Genomic DNA, 22,260 nt, shown 5'->3' on the forward strand with positions numbered 1-22,260 from the left:
CCCGCCGGAGGATTCCTCCGGCGGGGCTGCGGCGTTCGGCTACGGCGGGTCGGGTACGGCGGCCCCGTGGTACCGGTTCGCCTACGCCGGTTCGACCAGAGCGGGTCGACACCGCGGCCCGACCGACGGCACGCCGGCCGGCCGACGGGGCGTCAGCCCTCGGTGACCCTGACGATCCGCTGCTCCGCCACCGGCGCGTAGTGCTCGGTGAAGAGGCGGCCGACGAGTTCGCCCCGGCTGGAGACGCCGACCTTCTCGAAGACGGCCTTCACGTGGTCGCGCACGGTGTGCGGGGACAGGAAGAGCTGTTTGGCGATCTCCCCGGTGGCCAGCCCCCGGGCGATGAACTGGGTGATCTCCAGCTCCCGTTCGGAGAGCTCGTAGGCGTCGACGATCAGCGGGACGATCTCCGAGGCCTTGGCCGGCTCGATGACCACCGCGGAGGCCCCCAGCACGCCGCCGGCCTCGCGCAGGCAGGAGGCGTGGCAGACCAGCCAGCGCCCGGACCTGGTCCGGGTGCGGACCCGGGCCGTCCCCCGGCCGCGGTCCTGGGCGATGGCCCGGGCCTGGGCGGCCGTACTGCTGATCCACGCCGGGACCCTGATGCCCAGTCCGGTGTCCGTGGACGGGCCGGCCGGGAGGTCCTCCAGGTGCTGGCGGGCGTCGTCGTTGATCGAGATCAGATTGCCGTGCGCGTCGAAGAGCAGCAGGCCGGGGCCGTGCTGGGCCTCCGGGAGGTGCTCCGACAGCGGCTCCACCACCGGCTGGTCGTAGGAGCGCAGCCGCCGGGCCAGCGGCCCGACCAGGCTCTCGACGATCCTGGCCTCCTGGCGGCCGAACGAGGCCCGGCCCTTGGAGCGGAAGAGGCTGATGTGGCCGCGCGGACGGCCGCCGATGCGCAGCACCGCCCGCAGTTCGTCGTCCAGGCCGCGGGGGCGCATGAAGTCGTGGTAGACGACGCTGCGTCCGGGCAGGTCACCGGTGCTCTCCCGCAGGCTCGCGACGGGCACCTCGGCCCGGGCCAGGTCCCGGAAGAGGTTCACGCTCTCGGTGAACAGCTCACAGCCCCAGTAGACCGCGCAGCCCTCGTCGTCGAGGTTCTCCGCGCGGATGGGCGCGGTCATCAACCCGGTGACCGGGTCGGTGGCCCGCCAGACGGCGGCGTCGTAGGGAACGAGGCGGCGCAGATGGCGCGAGGCCTCGCCGAACATGGCGAGCGCGTCCGGTGCCCGTAAGGCGCTGTCGAGCAGTTCGTCACGGCCGGCCATCACCCGGGAGCTGGTTGGTTTGCTCACGCCCTGATCCTCCTGCTCCGGGGACCTGTTGCGCCACCCCCCAACTGAGGGGGGCCGAAGGTCGTCCCCGTACGACCGCGCGCCGTGGGACCGCTACTTCTCGGCCAACCCCCAAAATGCGGGATTGATTCCGCGGGCGGTCTGTTCAAGGCTTAGGGGCAGCTGGAGCCGCCGACCGGGGTAACGGCGGCTTCACCATGCCCGGACGCGGGTTTTGAGCATGGACACGCCATGGCAGACTGTGGAGGAGAGCCGTAGATTCCGTGAAGGACGATGGCAGGTGTGCGCACACCTCGTCCACCGAGGCCTCGCCGGAGCTCGGCCCGAGAAAGCTACAACAATCAACAACCAGTGCCGCGGACCAGCCGGGTCTGCCGTCGGTGCGGCCCCGCGACGCTCGGGGCGAACGACAGGAGGCGGGAGGTCGGCGCCCGTCCGAAAACGCACCATGGATCACGCGAGTGGCTGACAGCAAGGCGCGAAAAGCAGGTGGCGTCATTTCGATCATGGCTGTGCATCGCATCGATGGGGGAGAGCGCATGTCGGACGGCTTCCGTTTCCGAATACTCGGGCCACTCGCGGTGGAATTCTCCGGACAACCGATCCGGCTGGGAGGAGCGCGGCAACAGGCCCTGCTCACCATTCTGTTGCTAGAGGCGAACCACGTGGTACCGATCGAGCGGCTGGTCGACGCGATCTGGAACGACGCGCCGCCCGCCTCGGCGAAGAACCAGGTCCGGATCTGCGTCTCCGGGCTGCGGCGGCTGTTCGCCGACCACCACCCGGAGGCCGTCATCGAGACCCGGGCCTCCGGCTACATCATCAAGGTCCCGAACGGGGCCCTGGACCTCAGCGAGTTCGGCGAACTCACCTTCCGCGGACGTGCGGCCGGCACCACCGCGGAGGCGGTCGAACTGCTGCGCAGGGCGATCTCGCTGTGGCGCGGCCCGATCGGCTCGGGGCTCGACAGCCGGCTGGTGGAGTCCCTGGCCACCAAGTTCCACGAGGAGCGGCTGTCCGCCCTGGAGGACTGCTACGACCTGGAGCTGAAGCTCAACAGGCACCGGCAGATCGTCGGGGAGCTCTCCGGCCACGTCGCCGAGCATCCCTTCCGGGAGAAGATGTGCGGCCAGCTGATGCTGGCCCTGTTCCGCTCGGGACGAAAGGTCGAGGCGCTCGAACTGTTCCGCAGCACCCGGCGCAGACTCTCCGAGGAGATGGGCATCGAGCCCGGGGAGAGCCTGCGCGAGCTGCAGTACTCGATCCTCAACAGCGACACCCCGGGGCCGGGCGGCCCGGAACCCACCCAGCTCCTCAACCTGCGGGTGCCACCGGTCCGGGACAAGATCTCCTCGTCCGCCGTCCACAGCCCGTTGAGCATCTCCGAGTACCGCAAGACCGAGGACCGGCTGGAGCGACTGGAACGCGAGCACGCGAGACTGCGGGCGGAGCACGCGGTGTTCAAGCGCGCCATCTCGCTCTGGGCGAAGTTCTGGGAGACCCAGGCCTGACCGGGCCCGGCCCGCGCCGTTCACGGCCGGGCCGGGCACGACCCGGCGCGGCCGCAACCGCCCGCGCCCGCTCCGGCCTGCCCGCGCCCGGCCACGCGCGCCCCTGCCGCACGGGCCTGCCTGCCGCGGCGCCGGCGCACCCGTCCCGCGGCACGCCCGCCGACCCTGCTCGACACCCCTGAGCAGGCGACCCACCCCCTCAGATGAGGGATGCGACCCCCGCCGACTCCCCCCATTCAAGGGATGGGTTGTGCCACCGCCGGAGCGAAGAATCCGAGTGGAAGGTACAGCACATCGCTCGAAGGGAAGAACTGTGGGGATTGCGCAGGAAGGCCAGGTCGAATTCCGGTCCGTGCCGACCGGGGTCGCGCAGGAACTGGCCCGCGTGGTGAACGGCCCGGTGCTGTCACCGGGCGACGAGGGCTTCGCCGCCGAGTGCGCGGGGTTCAACCTCGTCACCGCGCACCGCCCGGCCCTGGTCGTGGTCGCCGAAGGCGCGGCCGACGTCCGGGCCGCGGTACGGACCGCCGGCGCGCACGGCCTGCCGGTGACCGTCCAGTCGACCGGGCACGGGATCTGCGCCCCCGCCGACGGCGGCCTGCTGATCTCCGTACGCCGGATGAACGGCGTCGCGGTGGACCCGGTCGCCCGGCTCGCCCGGGTGGAGGCCGGCACCCCCTGGCACAAGGTCATCCGGTCCGCGGCCGCCCACGGCCTGGCCCCGCTCAACGGCTCCTCGCACCTGGTCGGCGCGGTCGGCTACACCCTCGGCGGCGGCCTCGGACTGATGGCCCGCCGGTACGGCTACGCCGCCGACCACGTGACCCGGCTGGAGGTCGTCACCGCCGACGGCGAGCTGCGCATGGTGACCCAGGACCAGAACGCCGCCCTGTTCTGGGCGCTGCGCGGCGGCAAGGCCAACTTCGGCGTCGTCACCGCGATGGAGTTCGAACTCGTCCCGGTCACCCGGCTGTACGGGGGCGGCCTGTTCTACGACGGAGAGGACACCAGCGACGTCCTGCACACCTGGCGGGCCTGGAGCCGCGACCTGCCGGACGAGATGACCTCGTCGGTGGCGCTGCTGCGACTGCCCGACCTCCCGGCGGTGCCGGCCCTGCTGCGCGGGCGGCTGGTGGTGCACGTCCGGATCGCCTACCTCGGCTCCACCGCCGACGGCGAGCAGCTGATCCGGCCGCTGCGCTCGGTCGCGCTGCCCGTCCTCGACACCGTCGCCGACATGCCGTACACGGCCGTCCAGGAGATCCACCAGGACCCGACCCACCCGCTGCCGTACCACGAGCGCTCGATAGTGCTGCGGGAGCTGGACCACCAGGCGGTCACCCGGCTGCTGGCGCTGGCCGGCCCCGGCTCCGGCTGCGGCGAGCTGATGGTGGAGCTGCGGCAGCTCGGCGGCGCCCTCGCCCGGCCCGCGGCCGTCCCCAACGCGGTGGGCAACCGCGACGGCGCGTTCACCCTCGCCACCCTGACCCCCGCCGTCCCCTTCGGCCCGGCGGACGGGGTACCCGGCAGCGAGGTGCTCGACGGCATGGCCCCCTGGGGCACCGGCCGCCGCTACCTCAACTTCCTCGGCGGCCCGGCGACCACCGACCCCGAGTACGTACGTGCCTGCTACGACGCCGAGACGTACCGCCGGCTGGCGGACATCAAGGCGGTGCACGACCCCCAGAACCTCTTCCGTTTCAACCACAACATCCTGCCCAGCGAAGGGCTCTCCCAGTGACAACCGACCCCGCCGTGCAGCAGCCGACCGCCGCTGCCACCCCGCACCTCGTCCCCGACGCCGCGGCCCCCGCCGCGATCAGCGCCCGGTCCACCGGACTACGCCTCGGCGCACTCTTCGGACCTGCCGTCTTCGGCGTCACCGCGGCCGGTGTGGCCCTGCCCAAGGTCACCGCCGCGCTCCACACCACCCCGGCCGCCACGGCCTGGGTACTGACCATCCACGCCCTCGCCCTCGGGGTGGGGACGGCCCTCTTCGGCCGGCTGGCCGACTCCCTCGGGGTACGCACCACCCTGCTGGTGGGCTCCCTCGTCCTCCTCCTGGGCACCGGCATCTGCGTCTCCGCGGGCAACCTCGGCACCCTGGTGGCCGGGCGCTTCGTGCTCGCCGCCGGCTCCGGCGCGATGACCTCCGGCGCGCTCACCCTCGCCGCCTCCGGCGATCCGGCGAACAGGCCCAAGGTCCTGGCCGGGTTCGGCGGCACGATGGCCGCCTTCTCGGCCAGCGCGACCCTGATGGGCGGCGTGATCACCCAGTGGCTGAGCTGGCGGCTGACGGTCGTGCTGCCGGTGCTCTCGCTGCTCGCCGTGCCGTTCTGCCTGCGCCTCGCCACCCGGCCGGGCTCGCGCAAGCCGGTGGACATCACCGGCGCCGTGCTGCTCACCGTCACCTCGGCGGCGCTGCTGGTGCTGATCCAGTCCCCGACCCTGTCGCTCTCCACCCCCGTGGTGCTGGTCACCGCCCTGCTGGTGATCCTCGCGGCGGGCGCGCTCGCCCTGCGGGTGCGCAGCCTGCCGACCGGCTTCGTGCCGCGGTCGCTGGCCGGCGACCGGACGTTCCTGCTCGCCGCCGCCGTCGGCGTGGGCGTGTACGGCGGCCTGTTCGCCGCCATGTACGCCGTGCCGCAGGTGCTGGTGAAGACGTACGGCTGGAGCGTGCTCACCGTCGGCTTCGCACTCCTCCCCGGCGCCGTGATCGGTGCGGTGCTCTCCCGGGCGGCCGGGCGGATCTCGGGCAGCGGCGGCAGCCGGCTGCTGGCGGGCGCCGCGGCGGCCTCCGCGGTGCTGCTGGCGGTCGCGGGGGTCTACGGCGGCGGGGCGATCCTGCTGGTCGCCGGTGCCTCGCTGGGCTTCGCCGCCTTCGCCGTGACCCAGGTGGTGACGACCGGTCTGATGTCGGTGCGCATCCCGCCCGCGCAGCGCGGCGGCGCGATGGGGCTGCTGAACCTGACCTTCTTCGTGGGCGGCGCGGTCGGCTCGGCCGCGGCCGGGGCCCTGTCCAAGTCGATGGAACTGACCAGTGCGCTGGGCCTGGTCGCCGTGCTGCCACTGGTGGCCGCGGTCGTCGCCCTCTCCCTGAACGGCAGCACCGTCCAGCCCAAGCCGGCCGGCTGACCCGGACCGGTCGGTTGTCCCAGCCGACTCCCTCGTACCCGAACTGACATTCCGACAGCATCTCCCCGGTGCCGGAGACCGCCCGTGCGGTCTCCGGCACCGGCATGTCCGGGCAGGCCCGGCGGGCACCGATACCCAGGTGATAACCGCCCGATAGACGGAGCACAAAGCATGTGAGGGACACCCTGTCCGGCGCGTCGAGAGAGTAGTTCACCGATGACCTCAGACGACTTTGACAGCCACCTGCGGAAGCTGATGGCCTGGCACTTCGGCGACGCCACCGGGTCGCCGTTCTGGCTCGGAAAGCGGGCCGCCCTCGGCTTCGACCCGGTCCGCGACGTGAACGGGGCGGCCGACCTGCTGCGGTTCCCCGACGTCAGCTCGGAACTGCGCACCGTCCAGGCCGCGGACCTGATCCCGCAGGGCCTCGGCGACCAGGTATTCCGGGTGTACGACTCGGGCGGCACCACCGGATCGCCCAAGCGCATCGTCGACAGCGCCTACCGCTCGCGGCTGCTGGAGTGGGCGTACGGCCGGCTGGTCGCCCAGGGCGTGCCGACCACCGGCAACTGGCTGCACCTCGGGCCGAGCGGCCCGCACGTCATCGGGTTCGACGTGGCGCGCTACGCGGCACTGGGCAACGGCATCTTCTACACCGTCGACCTGGACCCCCGGTGGGTCAAGCGGCTCATCGGCAGCGGCCGGCCCGACCAGGCCGAGGAGTACGTCCAGCACCTGCTCGACCAGGCGGAAACGATCCTCCGCACCCAGGACGTCGCCGTCCTCAGCACCACGCCCCCGCTGCTGGAGGCCATCTGCGCCCGCGAGGAGCTGTACGAGCTGGTGCTCGCCAAGGTGCGGGCGGTCATCTGGGCCGGAACCTCGATCAGCGCCGAGAGCCTGCGCCTGGTCGAGGAGGTGTTCTTCCCCGGCACCGCCGTGGTCGGCATCTACGGCAACAGCCTGATGGGCGTGGCGCCGCAGCGCGAGCGCCGGGACGGCGACGAGTTCCCGTGCGTCTTCGAGGCCTTCCCCGAGACCACCCGGCTGGAGCTGGTCGACGAGGCCGGCGAGCAGGTCGGCTACGGCGAGCGCGGCCGGGTCCGGCTGCACCTGGTGGCCGAGGAGATGTTCCTGCCGAACGTCCTGGAGCGCGACAGCGCCGTTCGCGTGGCGCCGACCACCCCGGGCGGGCCGGACGGCCTGGCCGACGTCCAGACCTACGGGCGCATCGACGATGTGGCCGTCATCGAAGGGGTGTACTGATGAGCGCCGTCCGCATCGACCCGGTGACCGGCGGCCGGGCCGTCCCCAGCAGCGACCGGACGACGCTGCTCGGCGTCACCGGCGAACCGCTGGCCGACATCGGCCAGGCCCCCCGGCTGCTGGCCCAGGCCGCGCTGAACGAGCTGCGCCGGCACGCCGACGGCGTCCCGCCCGGCGCCGCCCTGCTCACCGAGGCGGCCGAGCTGTTCGCGAGCGCGGAACTCGACGGCGAGAGCGTCGACGACTACGTGAACCGGGTGACGCTGAGCACCGGCCTCACCGCGGCGACCGTCCGGCTGGCGATCGAGGACCTCGTCAAGGAGATCGTCGCGCTGCCCGAGACCACCGAGGCGGAGCTCCCGGTGACCGACTTCGGCGACGGCTTCCGGACCCGCTGGGTGCCCCGCGGCCGGGTCTTCGCCGGCGTGATGGCCAGCAACCACCCGGTGCCCAACTCCACCTGGGTGCAGGCGCTCTACCACGGCTACAGCGTCCTGGTGCGCCCCGGCAGCCGGGACCCGTTCACCCCGCGCCGACTGGTCGCCGCCCTGCTGCGGGCCGGCCTGCCGGCCAACCGGCTGGCCTTCCTGCCCAGTTCGCGCGAGGTCGGCGAGTTCCTGCTGCGCAAGGCCGACCGGGGGATCATCTACGGCGGCCGGCAGGCCGTCGAGACCTGGCAGGGCGACGACAGCATCGCGGTGCGCGGGCCCGGCAGCACCAAGGCGTTCCTGGACGCCGACCTGGACGACCGTCTGCTGGAGCACCTGGTCGCCTCCGCCTCCTTCGACGGCGGCACCCGCTGCACCAACCTCTCCGCGGTGCTCACCACCCGCCCGGTGGCCGAGGTGGCCGACCGGCTGGCCCGGCGGCTGAGCGCGCTGCCGGTGCTGCCCGCCGGGCACCCGGAGGCCTCGCTGCTGGTGCTGGACGCCGCCCGCGCGGAGCAGATCCGCCGCCAGACCGCCGAACTGCGCGCCGAGCTGACCGACCACTCGGCCGGCCACGACGCCCACGAGCCGTTCGTCCGGCTCGACGACGGCTCGCTGCTCCCCCGGCCGCTGGTGCTCTCCGCCGACCGTGCGGACCACCCGGCGGTCGGCACCGAACTGCCCTTCCCCTTCGTCATCGTGGCGCCCTGGACCGAGGCCGACGGCACCGCGCCGCTACGGGAGTCGCTCGTCCTCAACCTGCTCACCGAGCGGGAGGACCTCGCCGAGCGGGCCCTGCTGGAGCCGACCGTCCGCAAGGTCACCCGGGGCACCGTCCTGCCCTGGACCGCGGTGCCCGGCATCCCGCACGACGACAACTACACGCAGTTCCTCCTGGAGCCGAAGGGGGTCGTGAGTGGCGATATCGATTCGAAAGCCGGGCGACACCTCGCGTCGAAATGATTCCTGGCGTCAGGCATGCAGCAACGGACCCAGAAAGGCGTTGTGGTGATGAAACGACGTGACATGGTGAAGGCGACGGTGGGTGTGGCCGCCGCCGCGGCCAGCGGTGTGGTGGCGTTCAACGGGACCGGTCTCGGAACGCCGAGGGCCGCGGCCGAGGGCACGGGCGCGGGCGCGGTGGCCGCCGGCCCGGCGGACCATGTCGAGACCTACAAGGGCCGGACGATACGGGTGGCCGAGAGCGGTGGCGAGCACACCGCGGTGTTCATCGACGACCGGCCGCTGCACGTGATGAAGCTCGGCGAGAACGCCTACATGAGCTCCCTGTGCCACTACGGCCTGGAGGCCTCGCCGCTGGTCGCGGCCCGTCGCGCGGTCGACGAGCTGCGCGGCGCGCAGCTGCTGGCCGCCAAGGCCTCGGGCACCTCCGACCACCACCACGCCGCATGAGCGGGAACGAGCAGGAGAGACGACGCGTGGGCGTACGCAAGAACCACCTTCACATGAGCCGCGCGGAGAAGCGCCGGTTCGTCAACGCGGTGCTGGAGATCAAGCGTCGCGGCATATTCGACCAGTTCGTGCAGCTGCACATCCAGATCAACTCCGACGACTACCTGGCGAAGCTGGGCGGCAAGCGGATCGGGCACGTCAACCCGGGCCTGTTCCCCTGGCACCGCCAGTACCTGATCAACTTCGAGCGCGAGCTGCAGAAGGTCGACCCCCGGGTCACCCTGCCGTACTGGGACTGGACCACCGACCAGGGCGCCGACTCCCCGCTGTGGGACGAGGAGTTCATGGGCGGCAACGGCCGGCCCGGCGACAGGCGGGTGATGACCGGCCCGTTCGCCCGCGACAACGGGTGGAAGCTCAACATCAGCGTGGTGTCCGACGGTTCGGAGCCCGCGCCGGTGAACGGCCACTACACCACCGACGACCGCGACTACCTCGTCCGGGACTTCGGCACCCTCACCCCGAACCTGCCGACCCCCAAGGAGCTCCAGGACACCCTGGACCTCCCGGTCTACGACTCGTTCCCGTGGAACCACACCTCCGGCCGCGAGACGCCGTTCGCCAGCTTCCGCAACCACCTGGAGGGGTACGCCAAGTTCCCCTGGGAGCCGGCCTTCGGCAAGCTGCACGGCGCCGGTCACGTCTGGGTCGGCGGCCACATGATGTACATCGGCTCGCCCAACGACCCGGTGTTCTTCCTGCACCACTGCTTCATCGACAAGCTCTGGTCGGTGTGGCAGCGGCAGCACCCGAACGTCCCGCACTACCTGCCGCTGGAGCCCACCCAGGACGTGCCCGACGTGCACACCAAGCTGCCGCCGTGGAACACCCTGACCCCGGGCGACCTGACCGACCACCGCAGGTTCTACCAGTACGACGACGACTGCGACTGACCGGGCCCGGCCGCCCGCCCCGCGGGCGCGGCGGCCCGGCCGGCGGGCGACGGACGTGCGGGGTGGGACCGACCGGTCCCACCCCGCACCCGTGCGCCCCGGCGCACCCGCGTACGGCCCGCGGTCCGACCCCCACCGGGTCGGACCGCGGGCCGTACGCGTGCGGTCACTCCTTCGGAGCCTCGGGCTCCTCGACGAAGTCCACGCGCTTGAACTGCTTGTTCATCGACTTCACCAGGAACCAGGTGGCGACCGCGAGCGCGGCGAAGACCACGAAGCCCAGCAGGCCGGGGGTCACCTTGGTCTCGTCGAGGGCGAGCCCGGTGGCCAGGTCGGTGAGGTTCACGGGGGTGCTCATCTCTCCATGGTGACCCGACCCCGTCGGGGCCGGGTCACCGGGGGTGGTACGGGTCGGGGCCGGCGGTCAGTTGCCCGGCTCGGCGGCCAGGCTGCGGGTGCGCAGACCGGCGAAGAGGTCGTCCTCGGGGAGGTCGGTGTCGATCAGGGAGCGGGCCAGCTCGTAGTCCTCGGTCGGCCAGACCACGCGCTGGACCTCCAGCGGGACCCGGAACCACGGCCCGTCCGGGTCGATCTGGGTGGCGTGGGCGATCAGCGCGCGGTCCCGGGTCTCGAACCAGTCGTCGCACTTCACGTTGGTGGTGATCTCGCGCTCCTTGCGGCCGCTCTTCTCCCACCCCGCGATCCACTCGCCGTACGGCGACTCGTGGCCGTGCTCGGTCAGGTAGGCGTGCAGGGCCCGGATCCGGCCCATCGGGAAGCCGTGGTTGTAGTACAGCTTCAGCGGCTGCCAGGGGTCGCCGGCGCCCGGGTAGGCGTCCGGGTCCCCCGCGGCGTCGAAGGCCAGCATGGTGATCTTGTGGGTCATGATGTGGTCCGGGTGCGGGTAGCCGCCGTTCTCGTCGTAGGTGGTGATCACCTGCGGCCGGAACTCGCGGATCAGCCGCACCAGCGGCTCGGCCGCCGCGGCGACGTCCTGGAGCGCGAAGCAGCCCTCGGGCAGCGGCGGCAGCGGGTCGCCCTCGGGCAGGCCCGAGTCGACGAAACCGAGCCAGGCCTGCTTCACACCGAGGATCTCCCGGGCCGCGTCCATCTCCTTGCGGCGCACCTCGTGGATGTTCTCCTCGACGAACGGGTCCCCCTGGAGCTTCGGGTTGAGGACCGACCCGCGTTCCCCACCGGTGCAGGTGGCAACGAGGACGTCGACCCCCTGGTCGACGTACATGGCCATGGAGGCCGCACCCTTGCTGGACTCGTCGTCCGGGTGGGCGTGCACCGCCATCAGTCGCAACTGCTCAGTCAACGCCTGGTTCCTTCCACCAATTGTTCCGGGCCGCCCACCGTCCGGGCCGCACGGTCTCCCGGGGCCACGGCATCGCGGCACCCTCCGCCGACGGGTGCCGGCGCGGCAGGCCCCCCGCCCCCGCTGGACCGGCCGCGGGCGTGCCCCTCCTATAGTGACGGACTGGAGGAGCCTTACATTCCCGCACCACCCGGCCGGCTGCTCCCCCGAGAGGACTGAGCCACCATGAGCGTCGGCACCACCACCCCGCAGCCGCCCGAGGGCCGCTACGGCCGCACCGGCGACCGCGAGGCGGACCGCAGGCTGAAGGTGGTCGGCGCCGCCTGCGCGGTGGTGCTGCTGGGCCTGGTCGCCTGGTTCGGCACCTCGTACCTGCTGCGCGAGACGGCCATGAACGGCCTGGTGCCGACCTTCCAGGCCGTCTCGGACTCCGAGATGCAGATCCACCTGCAGGTCAGCAAGAGCGACGGCACCGCGGGGGCGTGCACCGTCCGCTCGCAGGCCGGGGACGGCTCGGTGGTCGGCCAGAGCGACTTCCCGGTGCCCGCGGCCGGCAGCCAGTACGACGCCGTGCTGACCCTGCGGACCACCGCCCGGGGCACCACCGCCCAGTTGCTGGGCTGCACGCCGGCCAAGTAGCGCCGGTCCCGCCCCGGCGCGCGGCCCCGGGGCCCGCCGACCGGCGCCCGCCCCTCGTCCGGCCCTGCCCGCCGGACCCTTTGAAACTCACCCGATCGGGCGCATATTCGATCGGGAGAGCGGGAATCCGACCAGGGCCCCGGTCACCTTCGCGCAACCATGTGGTCAACAGGGCGTCAATGCCCCTCCCGCCCGGTGACGGAAATTGTTAGGCTCGTGGTTTCGCCCCTTCCGCGCCGGATGGTACGGGAGTGGGCGTTGCTTTGTAGTTAAGACCGATATCACCACCACCCGTGCCGACGGCCCCGCCTCGGCACCGCCCAGTACCTACGAGGAGCACCCGTGACCCAGACCAGCGAAAACGTGACCTGGCTCACTCAGTCCGGCTATGACCAGCTCAAGGCCGAGCTGGAGCACCTGACCGGCCCCTGGCGTGTCGAGATCGCCCAGAAGATCGAGGCGGCGCGCGAAGAGGGTGACCTCAAGGAGAACGCCGGCTACCACGCCGCCAAGGAGGAGCAGGGCAAGGGCGAACTGCGCGTGCGCCAGCTCACCCAGCTCCTGGAGCGCGCCAAGGTCGGCGAGGCCCCCACCGACACCGGTGTGGTGGCTCCCGGCATGGTCGTCACGGTGGCCTTCGACGGCGACCCGGACGACACCATGGTCTTCCTGCTCGGCTCCCGCGAGGCCGCCGGCGACCTGGACATCTACTCCCCGCAGTCGCCGCTCGGCCGTGCCATCGACGGCAAGAAGGTCGGCGCCGACGCCGGCTACGAGCTGCCGAACGGCAAGAAGGCCTCCGTCCGGATCGTGGAGGTCAAGCCGTACACCGGCTGACCCGCCCCGAACGCGCCGAAGGGCGGCCGTGGAGTCTCCTCCACGGCCGCCCTTCGGCTTACCGGGGTGCACGCTCCGCGGAGCGGCGCCGTCCGACCGCGGAGCGGCCGTGCCTGTCCGGCCGCGGAGCGACCGTGCCTACCCGACCGCGGAGCGACCGTTCCTACCCGACCGCGGAGCGGTACTTGCGCACCGACAGCCAGGAAAACACCGCCATGATGATCAGCGACCAGACGATCGAGACCGGGACGGCGTGCTGCATCGGCCAGGCGCTGTCCACCGGCCCGACCTGGTTGCCGAACAGGTCGCGGCAGGCCTGCACGGTGGCGCTGAACGGGTTCCAGTAGGCGATCGGCTGGAGCCAGCCCGGCATGCTGCTGATCGGCACGAACGCGTTGGAGATGAAGGTCAGCGGGAACAGCCAGATCAGGCCGGCCGAGGTGGCCGCCTCCGGGCTGCGCACCGACAGGCCGATCAACGCGCCGATCCAGGAGAAGGCGTAGCCGAGCAGGAGCAGCAGGCCGAAGGCCGCGAGCGCCTTCGGGAAGCCCTCGTGGATGCGCCAGCCGACCCCGACCGCCACCAGGGCCAGCACCAGCAGGGTGAACGCCGTCTGGACGAGGTCCGCCAGCGTCCGGCCGACCAGGACGGCCGAGCGGGCCATCGGCAGCGACCGGAACCGGTCCACCAGGCCCTTCGTCATGTCCTCCGCGATGCCCGCCGAGGCGCCGGCCACCGCGAACGTGACGGTCTGGGCGAAGATGCCGGCCATCAGGAACTGGGTGTACGTGTCCGAGCTGGCCTCGGTGCCGGGGATCTGGATCGCCCCGCCCATCACGAACGAGAACAGCAGGACGAACATCACCGGCTGCATCAGGCCGAAGACCACGATCTCCGGGATGCGGGTCATCCGGCGCAGGTTGCGCTTGGCGACCACCCAGGAGTCGTGCAGGGTGGCGGCCGCGCCGTGCCGCTGCCGGGGAACGGCGCCGCCGATGGCGTGTTCGGTGGCCGTCGTCATCTCAGGCGTCCTTTCCGGCCGCGACGGCCTGCTTGTCCCGGCCGGACCGGCCGGTGTCCGCCGCGCCGCCCGCGCCGCCGTTCTCGGCGTCCTCCGCCGTGGTGGCGTGGCCGGTGAGGGAGAGGAAGACGTCGTCCAGCGTCGGGCGGCGCAGCCCGATGTCGTCGATCTCGATCGAGCGGGTGTCGAGCTCGCGGATGACGTCGGCGAGCACCTTGGCGCCGCCGCTGACCGGGACGGTGATCTTGCGGGTGTTCTTCTCGACCGCCGGGTCGCCCTTGGCGTACGGGGTGAGGGCCTCCAGGGCCTCGCTCACCTGGTCGCGCCGGTGGACGACGACCTCGACGCGCTCGCCGCCGATCTGCGCCTTGAGCTGGTCGGCCGTGCCCCGGGCGATCACCTTGCCGTGGTCGACCACGGCGATGTCGTGGGCGAGGCGGTCGGCCTCCTCCAGGTACTGGGTGGTGAGCAGCAGGGTGGTGCCCTGCTCGACCAGGGTCTCGATCACCTCCCAGAGGGCGAGGCGGTTGCGCGGGTCCAGGCCGGTGGTGGGCTCGTCGAGGAACATCACCGGGGGCCGGACGACCAGCGCGGCCGCGAGGTCGAGCCGGCGGCGCATGCCGCCGGAGTACGTCTTGGCGGTGCGGTCCGCGGCCTCCGTGAGGTTGAACCACTCCAGCAGTTCCAGCGCGCGGGCCTTCGCGTCCCGCACGCTCATCTGGTAGAGCTCGCCGACCATCTGCAGGTTCTCGCGGCCCGTCAGGTACTCGTCGACGGCGGCGTACTGGCCGGAGAGCCCGATCAGGCTGCGGACCTTGTTGGGGTGCTTCAGCACGTCGACACCGGCGACCACCGCGTGGCCGGAGTCGGGGCGGAGCAGGGTGGTGAGGACGCGGACGGTGGTGGTCTTGCCGGCGCCGTTCGGGCCGAGCAGGCCGAGCACCGTGCCCTCGGGGACGTCGAGGCTGACGCCGTCCAGGGCTCGTACGTCGCCGAAGGTCTTCACCAGGTTCTCGGCTTGGATGGCTGGCGCCATGGCCTGCCTCATCTCCTCTGACGGGGGTGCTGTGGATCGGACGGGCTGCATCGGGCGGTGCTGTCCGGGCGGTGCTGTCCGGGCGCTTCCTGTTCACCGGCGGGCGGCGGACCGGAGAGACCGGTCGGTTTGCCCTGTTTTGTGCCTGAATAGGGCTACCCGAGCGGCTCCGCCTTCATGCATGTGGAGACGCATGCGATCGACACCAACGCGATACATCGCGAGAATGGCAGATCGCGATATATCGCGTCAAGGTGCCGAGCTGGGCCATCCTCGCAGGCCCCACTGACAATCACGGGTCGCAGCCGTGAACGGCGCCCTCCCGCACGCGACGCCGCCGCACCGGGGCCCGGCGATCCGACCCTCCCGCGACTGCGGCTCCCGCAGCCCCCGCAGTTCCTCCGGCCCCCAGGAGCCGGGTGCCCGTTCGGTGCGCCGCCGCGCACCCCGTCAGTGCGACACCACGTACCCGGCGTCCCGCAGCTCGCTCACCACCAGCGCGCAGTGCTCCGGCCCCTTGGTCTCCAGGTGCAGGTCGACCTCCACCTCCGCCAGTCCCAGCCGCGGGTCGATCCGTACGTGGGCCACGTCCAGGACGTTGGCGTCCACCCGGGTGAGGACGCCGAGCAGGTCCGCCAGCGAGCCGGGGCGGTCGGTCAGCCGCACCCGCAGCGAGAGGTAGCGGCCGGCCACCGCGAGGCCGTGCCGCAGCACCCGCTGCATCAGCTGCGGGTCGATGTTGCCGCCGGAGAGCACCGCGACCACCGGGCCCTCGAAGGAGTCCGGCTGCTCCAGCAGGGCCGCGATCGGGCTCGCCCCGGCCGGTTCGACCACCAGTTTCAGCCGCTCCAGGCTCAGCAGCAGGGCCCGGGAGAGGGAGTCCTCGGAGACCGTGCGGATGCCGTCCGCCAGGGTGTTGATCACCTCGAAGGGGATGTCCCCCGGCCGGCCGACCATGATCCCGTCGGCCATCGTGGCCACGTGCTCCAGCGACATCGGCCGGCCCGCCGCCAGCGAGGGCGGGTAGGCGGCCGCGCCCGCCGCCTGGACGCCGATCACCTTCACGTCCGGACGCAGCGGCTTGACCGCCGCCGCGATGCCGGCCAGCAGTCCGCCGCCGCCCACCCCGACCAGGATGGTCCGCACCTCGGGGCACTGCTCCAGGATCTCCAGGCCCACGGTGGCCTGGCCGGTGATGACGTCCCAGTGGTCGAAGGGGTGGATGAAGACCGCTCCGGTGGTCTCGGCGTACCGCTGCGCGGCCTGTAGCGCCTCGTCCACCGTCGCGCCGTGCAGCCGGACCTCGGCGCCGTAGTCCCGGGTCGCCGCGATCTTCGGCAGCGGGGCGGCCACCGGCATGAACACGGTCGAGTGCACGCCCAGCAGCGAGGCCGCCAGCGCCACCCCCTGGGCGTGGTTCCCGGCGCTCGCCGCCACCACCCCGCCCGCCCGCTGCACCGGCGAGAGCCCGGCGATCCGGACGTACGCGCCGCGCAGTTTGAACGACCCGGTGCGCTGGAGGTTCTCGCACTTCAGCCGGACGGGGGCGCCGACCAGCCCGGAGAGGTGCCGGCTGCCCTCCATCGCGGTGACCCGGGCGACCCCGGCGAGCATCTTCTGGGCGCCGCGGACGTCGTCGATGGTGATCGGCCAGCTCTGCATGCCGCCAGCGTACGGCCGACGGGCCCGGCGACCGGGTACGCAGGCACGGTTCCCGGGGCGGGCCCGCCCGCGTACGCTGCTGGTCCTGGGACCGACCGGCAGCCGGTGGGCGGCCGAGGGAGCGGCGTCCGCGCCGCCCGTCACGCTCCGGCCGGCCCAGCCTCCCTCACCGCACACGATCGTGAGCCGCGATGACGACGACCTCGCCCCGGGCCACCACCCGCACCGACCCCGTACACACCCAACTCCAGTACCAGGTGGCGGTCTTCGCCCGCCGGCTGGAGCAGATCCGGACCGCCGACGGCGTCGGTGCCCTGGACCGCGCGGCCTACCTGCTGCTCGACCGCCTGGAGCGGCACGGGCCCGCCAACATCAAGACCCTGGCCGACTGCCTGGGCATCGACTCGTCCACGGTGACCAGACAGGTCGCCCCGCTGGTCGGGTCCGCCCTGGTCGGCCGGGTCCGCGACCCGGCCGACCGACGCGCCGTGCGGCTCGCCCTGACCCCGCTCGGCTCCCAGCGGCTGGCCGAAGTACGGTCCGGCCGCGAGGAGCTGATCCGCCGTCTGATGGACGGCTGGCCGCCCGAGGAGCAGCGGGCGTTCTGCGCCCTGCTGGCCCGCTTCAACGGGAGCCTGGAGTCGTACGCGGCGGAGCCGCCGTACGGACCCGGCCGAGCCGGGGAGTGAACGGCTAGCCGAGCGCCCGCTGGAGGTCGGCCAGCAGGTCGTCGATCGACTCGATGCCGACCGAGACGCGGACCAGGTCCGAGGGCACCTCCAGGGCCGAACCGGCCACCGAGGCGTGCGTCATCCGGCCGGGGTGCTCGATCAGCGACTCGACGCCGCCCAGCGACTCGCCGAGGGTGAACAGCTGCGCGCGGTTGCACACGTCGACCGCCGCCTGCTCGCCGTCCTTCAGCCGGAACGAGACCATGCCGCCGAAGGCCTTCATCTGCTTGGCGGCGATGTCGTGGCCCGGGTGCTCGGGCAGACCCGGGTAGAGCACCTGGCCGACCTTCGGGTGCGAGGTCAGCAGCTCGGCGATCCGCTCCGCGTTGGAGCTGTGGCGGTCCATCCGGACCCCGAGGGTCTTGATGCCGCGCAGCACCAGCCACGAGTCGAACGGGCCGGCGACCGCGCCCATCGCGTTCTGGTGGTAGGCGATCTCCTCGCCGAGGCCGGCGTCGGCCGCCACCAGCGCGCCGCCGACCACGTCCGAGTGGCCGCCCATGTACTTGGTGGTGGAGTGCACGACGACGTCCGCGCCGAGCGCGATCGGCTGCTGCAGGTACGGGCTGGCGAAGGTGTTGTCCACCACCAGCAGCGCGCCCGCGGCGTGCGCGATCTCGGCGAGCGCCGCGAGGTCGGTGATGCCCAGCAGCGGGTTGGACGGGGTCTCCACCCACACCGCGCGGGTGTTGGGGCGCAGCGCGTCCCGGACGGTCGACAGGTCCTGGGTGTTGGCCACCGAGAACTCGACGCCCCAGCGGGTCAGCACCTTGGCGAAGAGCCGGAAGGTGCCGCCGTAGGCGTCGTTCGGGATGACGATGTGGTCGCCCGGCTTGAGGACGGTGCGCAGCAGGGTGTCCTCGGCGGCCAGGCCGGAGGCGAAGGCCAGCCCGCGGCTGCCCCCCTCCAGTGCGGCGAGGCACTCCTCCAGCGCGGTGCGGGTCGGGTTGGCGGAACGGCTGTACTCGTACCCGCCCCGAAGGCCGCCCACCCCGTCCTGCTTGTAGGTGGACACCTGGTAGATCGGCGTGACGACGGCCCCGGTCTGGGGGTCTGCCTCCTGACCCGCGTGGATGGCGAGGGTCTCGAAGCCGTGGGGAAGCTGGTGCTCGGTCATAGCACCGAGGGTAGTGGGCGAATGTCGGGAAGTCCGAGCACAGCGCGTCGCCCGCCCGGTGGCCCGGCCGATTCCGGCCGTCCGCCGCCGGATCCACCGCCACGGGCCGGTGCGGGGGTCCGTGAGGGGGCCCGCGGCTCCCTCGACGGGGGGCGGCCGGCCGGAATCCGGCGCCCCCGGTGGACGTTGGACCTGGGGCAACCGTTCCCTCGACCGCTGGAGCAGCCGTGCTGTTCAACCGCCACAAGACCGAGCTCGTCTCCGCCGAGCAGGCGCTGCCCGGCCGGGCGGCCGCGCCGTTCACGCTCACCCAGCCGCACACCGTCCTCGGCAACCCGCTCACCGGCCCGTACCCGGCCGGCCTGGAGGTCGCCGACTTCGGCCTGGGCTGCTTCTGGGGCGCCGAGCGCACCTTCTGGAAGCTGCCCGGCGTCTGGACCACCCTGGTCGGCTACCAGGGCGGCCACACCGAGAACCCGACGTACGAGGAGGTGTGCAGCGGCCGCACCGGGCACACCGAGGCCGTCCGGGTGGTCTACGACCCGGCCGTCCTCCCGTACGAGACCCTGCTGAAGACCTTCTGGGAGGCCCACGACCCGACCCAGGGCAACCGTCAGGGCAACGACGTCGGCACCCAGTACCGCTCCGCCGTCTACACCCACTCCCCCGCGCAGGCCGCCGCCGCCGAGGCCACCCGGGACGCCTTCCAGCCCAACCTGGCCGCGATCGGCCTCGGCCCGATCACCACCGAGATCGCCCCGGCCGGCCCGTTCTACCCGGCCGAGCCGTACCACCAGCAGTACCTGTCCGACGCGAAGAACCCGAACGGCTACTGCGGCCTCGGCGGCACGGGCGCGAGCTGCCCGATCGGCGTGGCCCGCACCGAGGGCTGAGCGGCCGGGTCGGGGGCCCGTCCATCGGCCGACGGACGGGCCCCCGACCGGTCAGCCCCGGCGGATCTCGTGCATGAAGCAGCCGAAGTCCAGCGCCCGGATGTGCACGACGGCGACCTCCGGGTCGGCCAGCAGCTCGCCGGCGGTGGCCTCGGCCGTTCCGGGGGCGACCTGGACCCCGCGCAGGATCCGGCCCCGCCGGTCGTAGGCGCGCAGGACGCGCGCGGAGCCGTGGAAGTCCACCGGCCAGGCGGTGCCGGCGCCCGGGCAGGCCTCGGCGTGCACGAAGACCGGGCCCAGCTCGTCGTAGGGGCCCGGCTGCGCGCCGGTCTCCTCGGCCCAGCGCCGCAGCGGCGCGTAGCTGAGCAGCGCGATCCGGTCACCGGGCCGGGCCCGGGTGAGGCAGCAGCGCAGCGGGGCGCCGCCCTCCTCGTCGGTGGAGAGGACGGGCGGGCGCCCTGCGTCGTCCTGCTCGCGCAGGCGCCGGAGCGCCGCCGGGTCGATCGGCCTGACCTGCGGGGTGGGTGCGGCTGTCGTCGTCATGCCTGCCACCCTGCGCGATCCGGGCCGGCGTCACCGGCGGGATTCGGTCATCGCGTTCGCAGGCCGGCGATCAGCCAGTCGAAGGCGGGGCCGAGCGCGGGCGGGACGGGCCGGCCGTTGACGATCGCGATCAGGTGCCAGTACCGCTCGGCGCGGGGGTCGTTGCCGGTCTCCAGCCGCTCCAGCAGCCAGGCCCGGAACTGCGGCCCGTCGGTGCGGGCGAACAGGTCGGCGAAGGCCGCCACCAGATCGTCGACGACCGGCCGGGCGGCGGCGGAGTCGGGTGCGACACCCGCCTCCCGGGCCCGGGTGGTCCTCGTCAGGACGGTCGCGACGAGCCTCCCGTCCTCGTCGGTGCCAGTGCGGGCCCCCTCGGCGCGCTCCCTGGCCTGGTAGGCGGCCATCCGCCGGACGGCGGCCCGGAAGTCCTCGTCCTGGACGAGTTCCGCGAGTTCGATCCAGGCGTCGGCCTGCTCGGCGGTCGGGTCCTCGGGGAGCTCCGGCAGGGTGGACCGCATCTTGGCGACGAACTCGGGGCCGACGTCGAGCCCGTCGAAGGCCTGGTCGACGAAGTCCTGGACCAGTCGGCGCCGCTCCTGGTCGGAGAGCTTGGCAAGCGTGTTCATGAGTTCCAACTCCTCTGGGCTGGACCCGCGTCTGGCCACGGCTCGCAGGACGGCCCGGCGCAGCCGCAGGGTGCGGATCTGCGCGTCCAGGGCCTGCGCGTGCACGGCGGCGACCTCGGCGACGGTGGTCTCGCGGTCCAGCAGGCGCTGGACGGTGGCGAGGTCGACACCGAGGTCGCGCAGGGTCCGGACGAGGTCCAGGCGGGCGCGTGCGTCGCGGTCGTAGAGCCGGTAGCCGGCGGGTGTGCGGTCGGTCGGCGGCACCACGCCCTCGTCGGACCAGAACCGGATGGTCCTGACCGGCAGCCCGGTCAGGGCGGCCAGCTCGCCGATGGTGTGCAGGGTGTCGCCGTCCATGTCCGCCACCTTGGGCCTTCCAGTCGCTGGAGACTCAAGTCTGGGGCGGCGACCGTCCCGGGGAGGGGCGAACGGGTCAGAGCGCGCTGCCGGCCTTCCAGGCCGCCCAGGTCATGTTCCAGCCGTTGAGGCCATTGGACGGCTCGACCGTCTTGTCGCCGGAGTTCACGACCTCGACCACGTCGCCGACCATCGAGCTCTTGTAGAACTTGTAGCCGTTGGTGGACGGGTCCTCGCCGCCCTTGGCGTCCTGCAGGCCGACGCAGCCGTGGCTGGTGTTCGCGCTGCCGAAGATGGCGGCGGGTGACCAGTAGTTGCCGTGGATGAAGGTGCCCGAGGTGGTGAGGCGCTGGGCGTGCGGCACGTCGGGGATGTTGTACTCGTCGCCGAGGCCGACCGTGGTGGAGTCCATCTTGGTCTGCTGGAACTGCTCGGAGATGACCATCTTGCCGCCCCAGGTCTTGTGCTCCGGGGAGCCGCCCGAGATCGGGTAGCTGGCGCTGACCTGGCCGTCGGTGGTGACGGTGAGGGTCTTGGCGGCGAGGTCGACGACGCTGGTCTGGCTGCGGCCGACGGTGAAGCGGACGTCCTTGGACTGGGTGCCGTAGTAGCCCTTGGCGCCCTCGACGTCCTTGAGGCGGAGCTTGAGGGTGACCTTGGTGCCGGCCGCCCAGTAGTCCTCGGGCCGGAAGTCGAGCCGGGTGCTGGAGAACCAGTGCCCGACTATCTCGACTCCCGGCTGGGCTATGACGGTGATCGCGCGCTGGACGGCCTCGCGGTCGGTGATCGGCTTGTTGAAGTTGATCGACACGGGCATCCCGACCCCGACCACCGAGCCGTTCTCGGGGGTGAAGTAGCCGACGAAGGTGTTGGCGGGGGTCGTGGTGGTGAAGCCGGTGTTGGCGTCCGCCTCCAGCTTGTCGCCGTCCACGGCGGTGACCGCGACCGTGTATTTGGTCCCGCTGGTCAGCGTGCCGGTGGAGGTCCAGCCGGTGCCGTCGGCGGCCAGCTGCCCGGCCACGGGCCTGCCGGTGGAGTCGGCGAGCACCACGGAGGTGAGGGTGCCGGAGGCGACCGTGACCTTGACCGGTTCGACGAAGCTGGCGTTGACGGTGTTGTCGGCGGGCACCACGGTGATCCGGGCCACCGAGGTCTTGGGCGAGCTGCTCGCGCTGCCGGTGGCGCTCGCGCCCTCGGTGGCCCCGCCCACGGCGCCGGCGCCGGTGCCGGTGCCGGTCGTGCCGCTGCTCTTGGTGTCGTTGCAGGCCGCGATGAGCAGGACCGGCGCTCCCAGCAGTCCGGCGAGCACGCCGCGCCGGGTCCAGTTGCCTTCGGTGGGCCGGTTTCGTCCGTCACGTGCGGTCACGTCGTCGTCTCCCTGCTGCTCACCTTCGGGGCATTACGGATGGAAAGAGGCGTTCTGTCCTTCCGCGGTTGCACCGCCAACGGGAAGAGATCGTATGAGAACACTTATCT

At 72.4% G+C, this 22,260-nt stretch carries 21 protein-coding genes; 11 read left to right on the top strand and 10 right to left on the bottom strand.

Translation table 11 applies throughout. From position 1 onward, the window contains the following. Positions 1-152 precede the first annotated feature (152 nt). Positions 153-1,295 carry a LuxR C-terminal-related transcriptional regulator gene (locus ACFTWP_RS35205; protein WP_380269113.1) on the bottom strand — a complete coding sequence of 381 codons (1,143 nt, stop codon included), beginning with the start codon at positions 1,293-1,295 and terminating at the stop codon, positions 153-155. Positions 1,296-1,876: 581 nt separating this feature from the next. On the opposite strand from ACFTWP_RS35205, the gene ACFTWP_RS35210 reads away from it, so the two are divergent. The 7 genes from ACFTWP_RS35210 (at position 1,877) to griF (ending at position 10,001) form a co-directional block, all read left to right on the top strand. Then, positions 1,877-2,806, top strand: a complete 930-nt coding sequence (locus ACFTWP_RS35210) for a BTAD domain-containing putative transcriptional regulator (RefSeq protein WP_380269114.1) — start codon at positions 1,877-1,879, stop codon at positions 2,804-2,806. Between the two features lie 313 nt (positions 2,807-3,119). Beyond that, entirely contained in the window at positions 3,120-4,547 is a 1,428-nt protein-coding gene (locus ACFTWP_RS35215) for an FAD-binding oxidoreductase (protein WP_380269115.1), read from the top strand. Then, a complete protein-coding gene (locus tag ACFTWP_RS35220) occupies positions 4,544-5,941 on the top strand; it encodes an MFS transporter (protein WP_380269116.1) in 1,398 nt (465 codons plus the stop codon). The genes ACFTWP_RS35215 and ACFTWP_RS35220 overlap by 4 nt, the downstream gene beginning before the upstream one ends. 216 nt (positions 5,942-6,157) lie before the next feature. Beyond that, the gene (locus tag ACFTWP_RS35225; protein ID WP_380269117.1) at positions 6,158-7,207 is read left to right on the top strand and encodes a phenazine biosynthesis protein; all 1,050 of its coding nucleotides are present in this window, start codon (positions 6,158-6,160) and stop codon (positions 7,205-7,207) included. Further along, positions 7,207-8,598, top strand: a complete 1,392-nt coding sequence (locus tag ACFTWP_RS35230) for an aldehyde dehydrogenase family protein (protein ID WP_380269118.1) — start codon at positions 7,207-7,209, stop codon at positions 8,596-8,598. Before ACFTWP_RS35225 ends, ACFTWP_RS35230 begins: the two co-directional genes overlap by 1 nt. A gap of 48 nt (positions 8,599-8,646) precedes the next feature. Continuing rightward, positions 8,647-9,048 carry a tyrosinase family oxidase copper chaperone gene (locus ACFTWP_RS35235; RefSeq protein WP_380269119.1) on the top strand — a complete coding sequence of 134 codons (402 nt, stop codon included), beginning with the start codon at positions 8,647-8,649 and terminating at the stop codon, positions 9,046-9,048. A 26-nt stretch (positions 9,049-9,074) separates the two neighbouring features. Next, on the top strand, positions 9,075-10,001 hold the full coding sequence (gene griF / locus ACFTWP_RS35240) for a grixazone synthase (protein WP_380269120.1): 927 nt from the start codon (positions 9,075-9,077) through the stop codon (positions 9,999-10,001). A gap of 166 nt (positions 10,002-10,167) precedes the next feature. On the opposite strand, the gene ACFTWP_RS35245 is transcribed toward griF, so the two are convergent. Continuing rightward, positions 10,168-10,359 (bottom strand): hypothetical protein, encoded by a 192-nt coding sequence (locus ACFTWP_RS35245; RefSeq protein WP_380269121.1) that lies wholly within the window; start codon positions 10,357-10,359, stop codon positions 10,168-10,170. Between the two features lie 66 nt (positions 10,360-10,425). Then, positions 10,426-11,322: a mycothiol conjugate amidase Mca gene (gene mca / locus ACFTWP_RS35250; RefSeq protein WP_380269122.1), complete on the bottom strand. Its 897-nt coding sequence runs from the start codon at positions 11,320-11,322 to the stop codon at positions 10,426-10,428. 225 nt (positions 11,323-11,547) lie between these two features. On the opposite strand from mca, the gene ACFTWP_RS35255 reads away from it, so the two are divergent. Beyond that, entirely contained in the window at positions 11,548-11,961 is a 414-nt protein-coding gene (locus ACFTWP_RS35255) for a DUF4307 domain-containing protein (protein WP_380269123.1), read from the top strand. Positions 11,962-12,303: 342 nt separating this feature from the next. After that, the gene (gene greA / locus ACFTWP_RS35260; protein ID WP_380269124.1) at positions 12,304-12,798 is read left to right on the top strand and encodes a transcription elongation factor GreA; all 495 of its coding nucleotides are present in this window, start codon (positions 12,304-12,306) and stop codon (positions 12,796-12,798) included. Positions 12,799-12,961: 163 nt separating this feature from the next. Here the strand turns inward: greA and ACFTWP_RS35265 are convergent, their stop codons facing one another. The 3 genes from ACFTWP_RS35265 to ilvA form a co-directional block, all read right to left on the bottom strand. Next, entirely contained in the window at positions 12,962-13,819 is an 858-nt protein-coding gene (locus ACFTWP_RS35265) for an ABC transporter permease (protein ID WP_380269125.1), read from the bottom strand. A 1-nt stretch (position 13,820) separates the two neighbouring features. After that, positions 13,821-14,855: an ATP-binding cassette domain-containing protein gene (locus ACFTWP_RS35270; protein WP_380269126.1), complete on the bottom strand. Its 1,035-nt coding sequence runs from the start codon at positions 14,853-14,855 to the stop codon at positions 13,821-13,823. A 450-nt stretch (positions 14,856-15,305) separates the two neighbouring features. Continuing rightward, positions 15,306-16,517, bottom strand: a complete 1,212-nt coding sequence (gene ilvA / locus ACFTWP_RS35275) for a threonine ammonia-lyase (protein WP_380269127.1) — start codon at positions 16,515-16,517, stop codon at positions 15,306-15,308. A 191-nt stretch (positions 16,518-16,708) separates the two neighbouring features. On the opposite strand from ilvA, the gene ACFTWP_RS35280 reads away from it, so the two are divergent. Further along, positions 16,709-17,206, top strand: a complete 498-nt coding sequence (locus ACFTWP_RS35280) for a MarR family winged helix-turn-helix transcriptional regulator (RefSeq protein ID WP_380269128.1) — start codon at positions 16,709-16,711, stop codon at positions 17,204-17,206. Between the two features lie 4 nt (positions 17,207-17,210). Here ACFTWP_RS35280 and ACFTWP_RS35285 read toward each other — a convergent pair whose 3' ends face one another. Further along, positions 17,211-18,365, bottom strand: coding sequence for a cystathionine gamma-synthase (locus ACFTWP_RS35285; protein WP_380269129.1), 1,155 nt, complete (start codon positions 18,363-18,365; stop codon positions 17,211-17,213). Positions 18,366-18,592: 227 nt separating this feature from the next. Between ACFTWP_RS35285 and msrA the strand changes: the two genes are divergently transcribed. Then, the gene (gene msrA / locus ACFTWP_RS35290) at positions 18,593-19,258 is read left to right on the top strand and encodes a peptide-methionine (S)-S-oxide reductase MsrA (RefSeq protein WP_380269130.1); all 666 of its coding nucleotides are present in this window, start codon (positions 18,593-18,595) and stop codon (positions 19,256-19,258) included. Positions 19,259-19,309: 51 nt separating this feature from the next. Here msrA and ACFTWP_RS35295 read toward each other — a convergent pair whose 3' ends face one another. The 3 genes from ACFTWP_RS35295 to ACFTWP_RS35305 all read right to left on the bottom strand — a co-directional run bounded on the left by ACFTWP_RS35295 (position 19,310) and on the right by ACFTWP_RS35305 (position 22,150). Next, the gene (locus ACFTWP_RS35295; RefSeq protein WP_380269131.1) at positions 19,310-19,801 is read right to left on the bottom strand and encodes a DUF1203 domain-containing protein; all 492 of its coding nucleotides are present in this window, start codon (positions 19,799-19,801) and stop codon (positions 19,310-19,312) included. 47 nt (positions 19,802-19,848) lie between these two features. Further along, entirely contained in the window at positions 19,849-20,784 is a 936-nt protein-coding gene (locus ACFTWP_RS35300; protein ID WP_380269132.1) for a MerR family transcriptional regulator, read from the bottom strand. Between the two features lie 76 nt (positions 20,785-20,860). Beyond that, positions 20,861-22,150 (bottom strand): Ig-like domain-containing protein, encoded by a 1,290-nt coding sequence (locus ACFTWP_RS35305; protein ID WP_380269133.1) that lies wholly within the window; start codon positions 22,148-22,150, stop codon positions 20,861-20,863. Between the last annotated feature and the right edge of the window lie 110 nt (positions 22,151-22,260).

It is taken from the genome of Kitasatospora sp. NPDC057015 (genome assembly GCF_042673745.1).
Taxonomy (GTDB): Bacteria; Actinomycetota; Actinomycetes; order Streptomycetales; family Streptomycetaceae; genus Kitasatospora.

Excerpts from the sequence above, each read along its gene's own strand:
- ACFTWP_RS35245 (WP_380269121.1), bottom strand. The coding sequence starts at position 10,359 with ATGAGCACCCCCGTGAACCTCACCGACCTGGCCACCGGGCTCGCCCTC.
- ACFTWP_RS35280 (WP_380269128.1), top strand. The coding sequence starts at position 16,709 with ATGACGACGACCTCGCCCCGGGCCACCACCCGCACCGACCCCGTACAC.
- ACFTWP_RS35230 (WP_380269118.1), top strand. The coding sequence starts at position 7,207 with ATGAGCGCCGTCCGCATCGACCCGGTGACCGGCGGCCGGGCCGTCCCC.
- ACFTWP_RS35235 (WP_380269119.1), top strand. The coding sequence starts at position 8,647 with ATGAAACGACGTGACATGGTGAAGGCGACGGTGGGTGTGGCCGCCGCC.
- ACFTWP_RS35265 (WP_380269125.1), bottom strand. The coding sequence starts at position 13,819 with ATGACGACGGCCACCGAACACGCCATCGGCGGCGCCGTTCCCCGGCAG.
- ACFTWP_RS35255 (WP_380269123.1), top strand. The coding sequence starts at position 11,548 with ATGAGCGTCGGCACCACCACCCCGCAGCCGCCCGAGGGCCGCTACGGC.
- ACFTWP_RS35270 (WP_380269126.1), bottom strand. The coding sequence starts at position 14,855 with ATGGCGCCAGCCATCCAAGCCGAGAACCTGGTGAAGACCTTCGGCGAC.
- ACFTWP_RS35300 (WP_380269132.1), bottom strand. The coding sequence starts at position 20,784 with ATGGACGGCGACACCCTGCACACCATCGGCGAGCTGGCCGCCCTGACC.
- ACFTWP_RS35295 (WP_380269131.1), bottom strand. The coding sequence starts at position 19,801 with ATGACGACGACAGCCGCACCCACCCCGCAGGTCAGGCCGATCGACCCG.
- ACFTWP_RS35225 (WP_380269117.1), top strand. The coding sequence starts at position 6,158 with ATGACCTCAGACGACTTTGACAGCCACCTGCGGAAGCTGATGGCCTGG.
- ACFTWP_RS35285 (WP_380269129.1), bottom strand. The coding sequence starts at position 18,365 with ATGACCGAGCACCAGCTTCCCCACGGCTTCGAGACCCTCGCCATCCAC.
- ilvA (WP_380269127.1), bottom strand. The coding sequence starts at position 16,517 with ATGCAGAGCTGGCCGATCACCATCGACGACGTCCGCGGCGCCCAGAAG.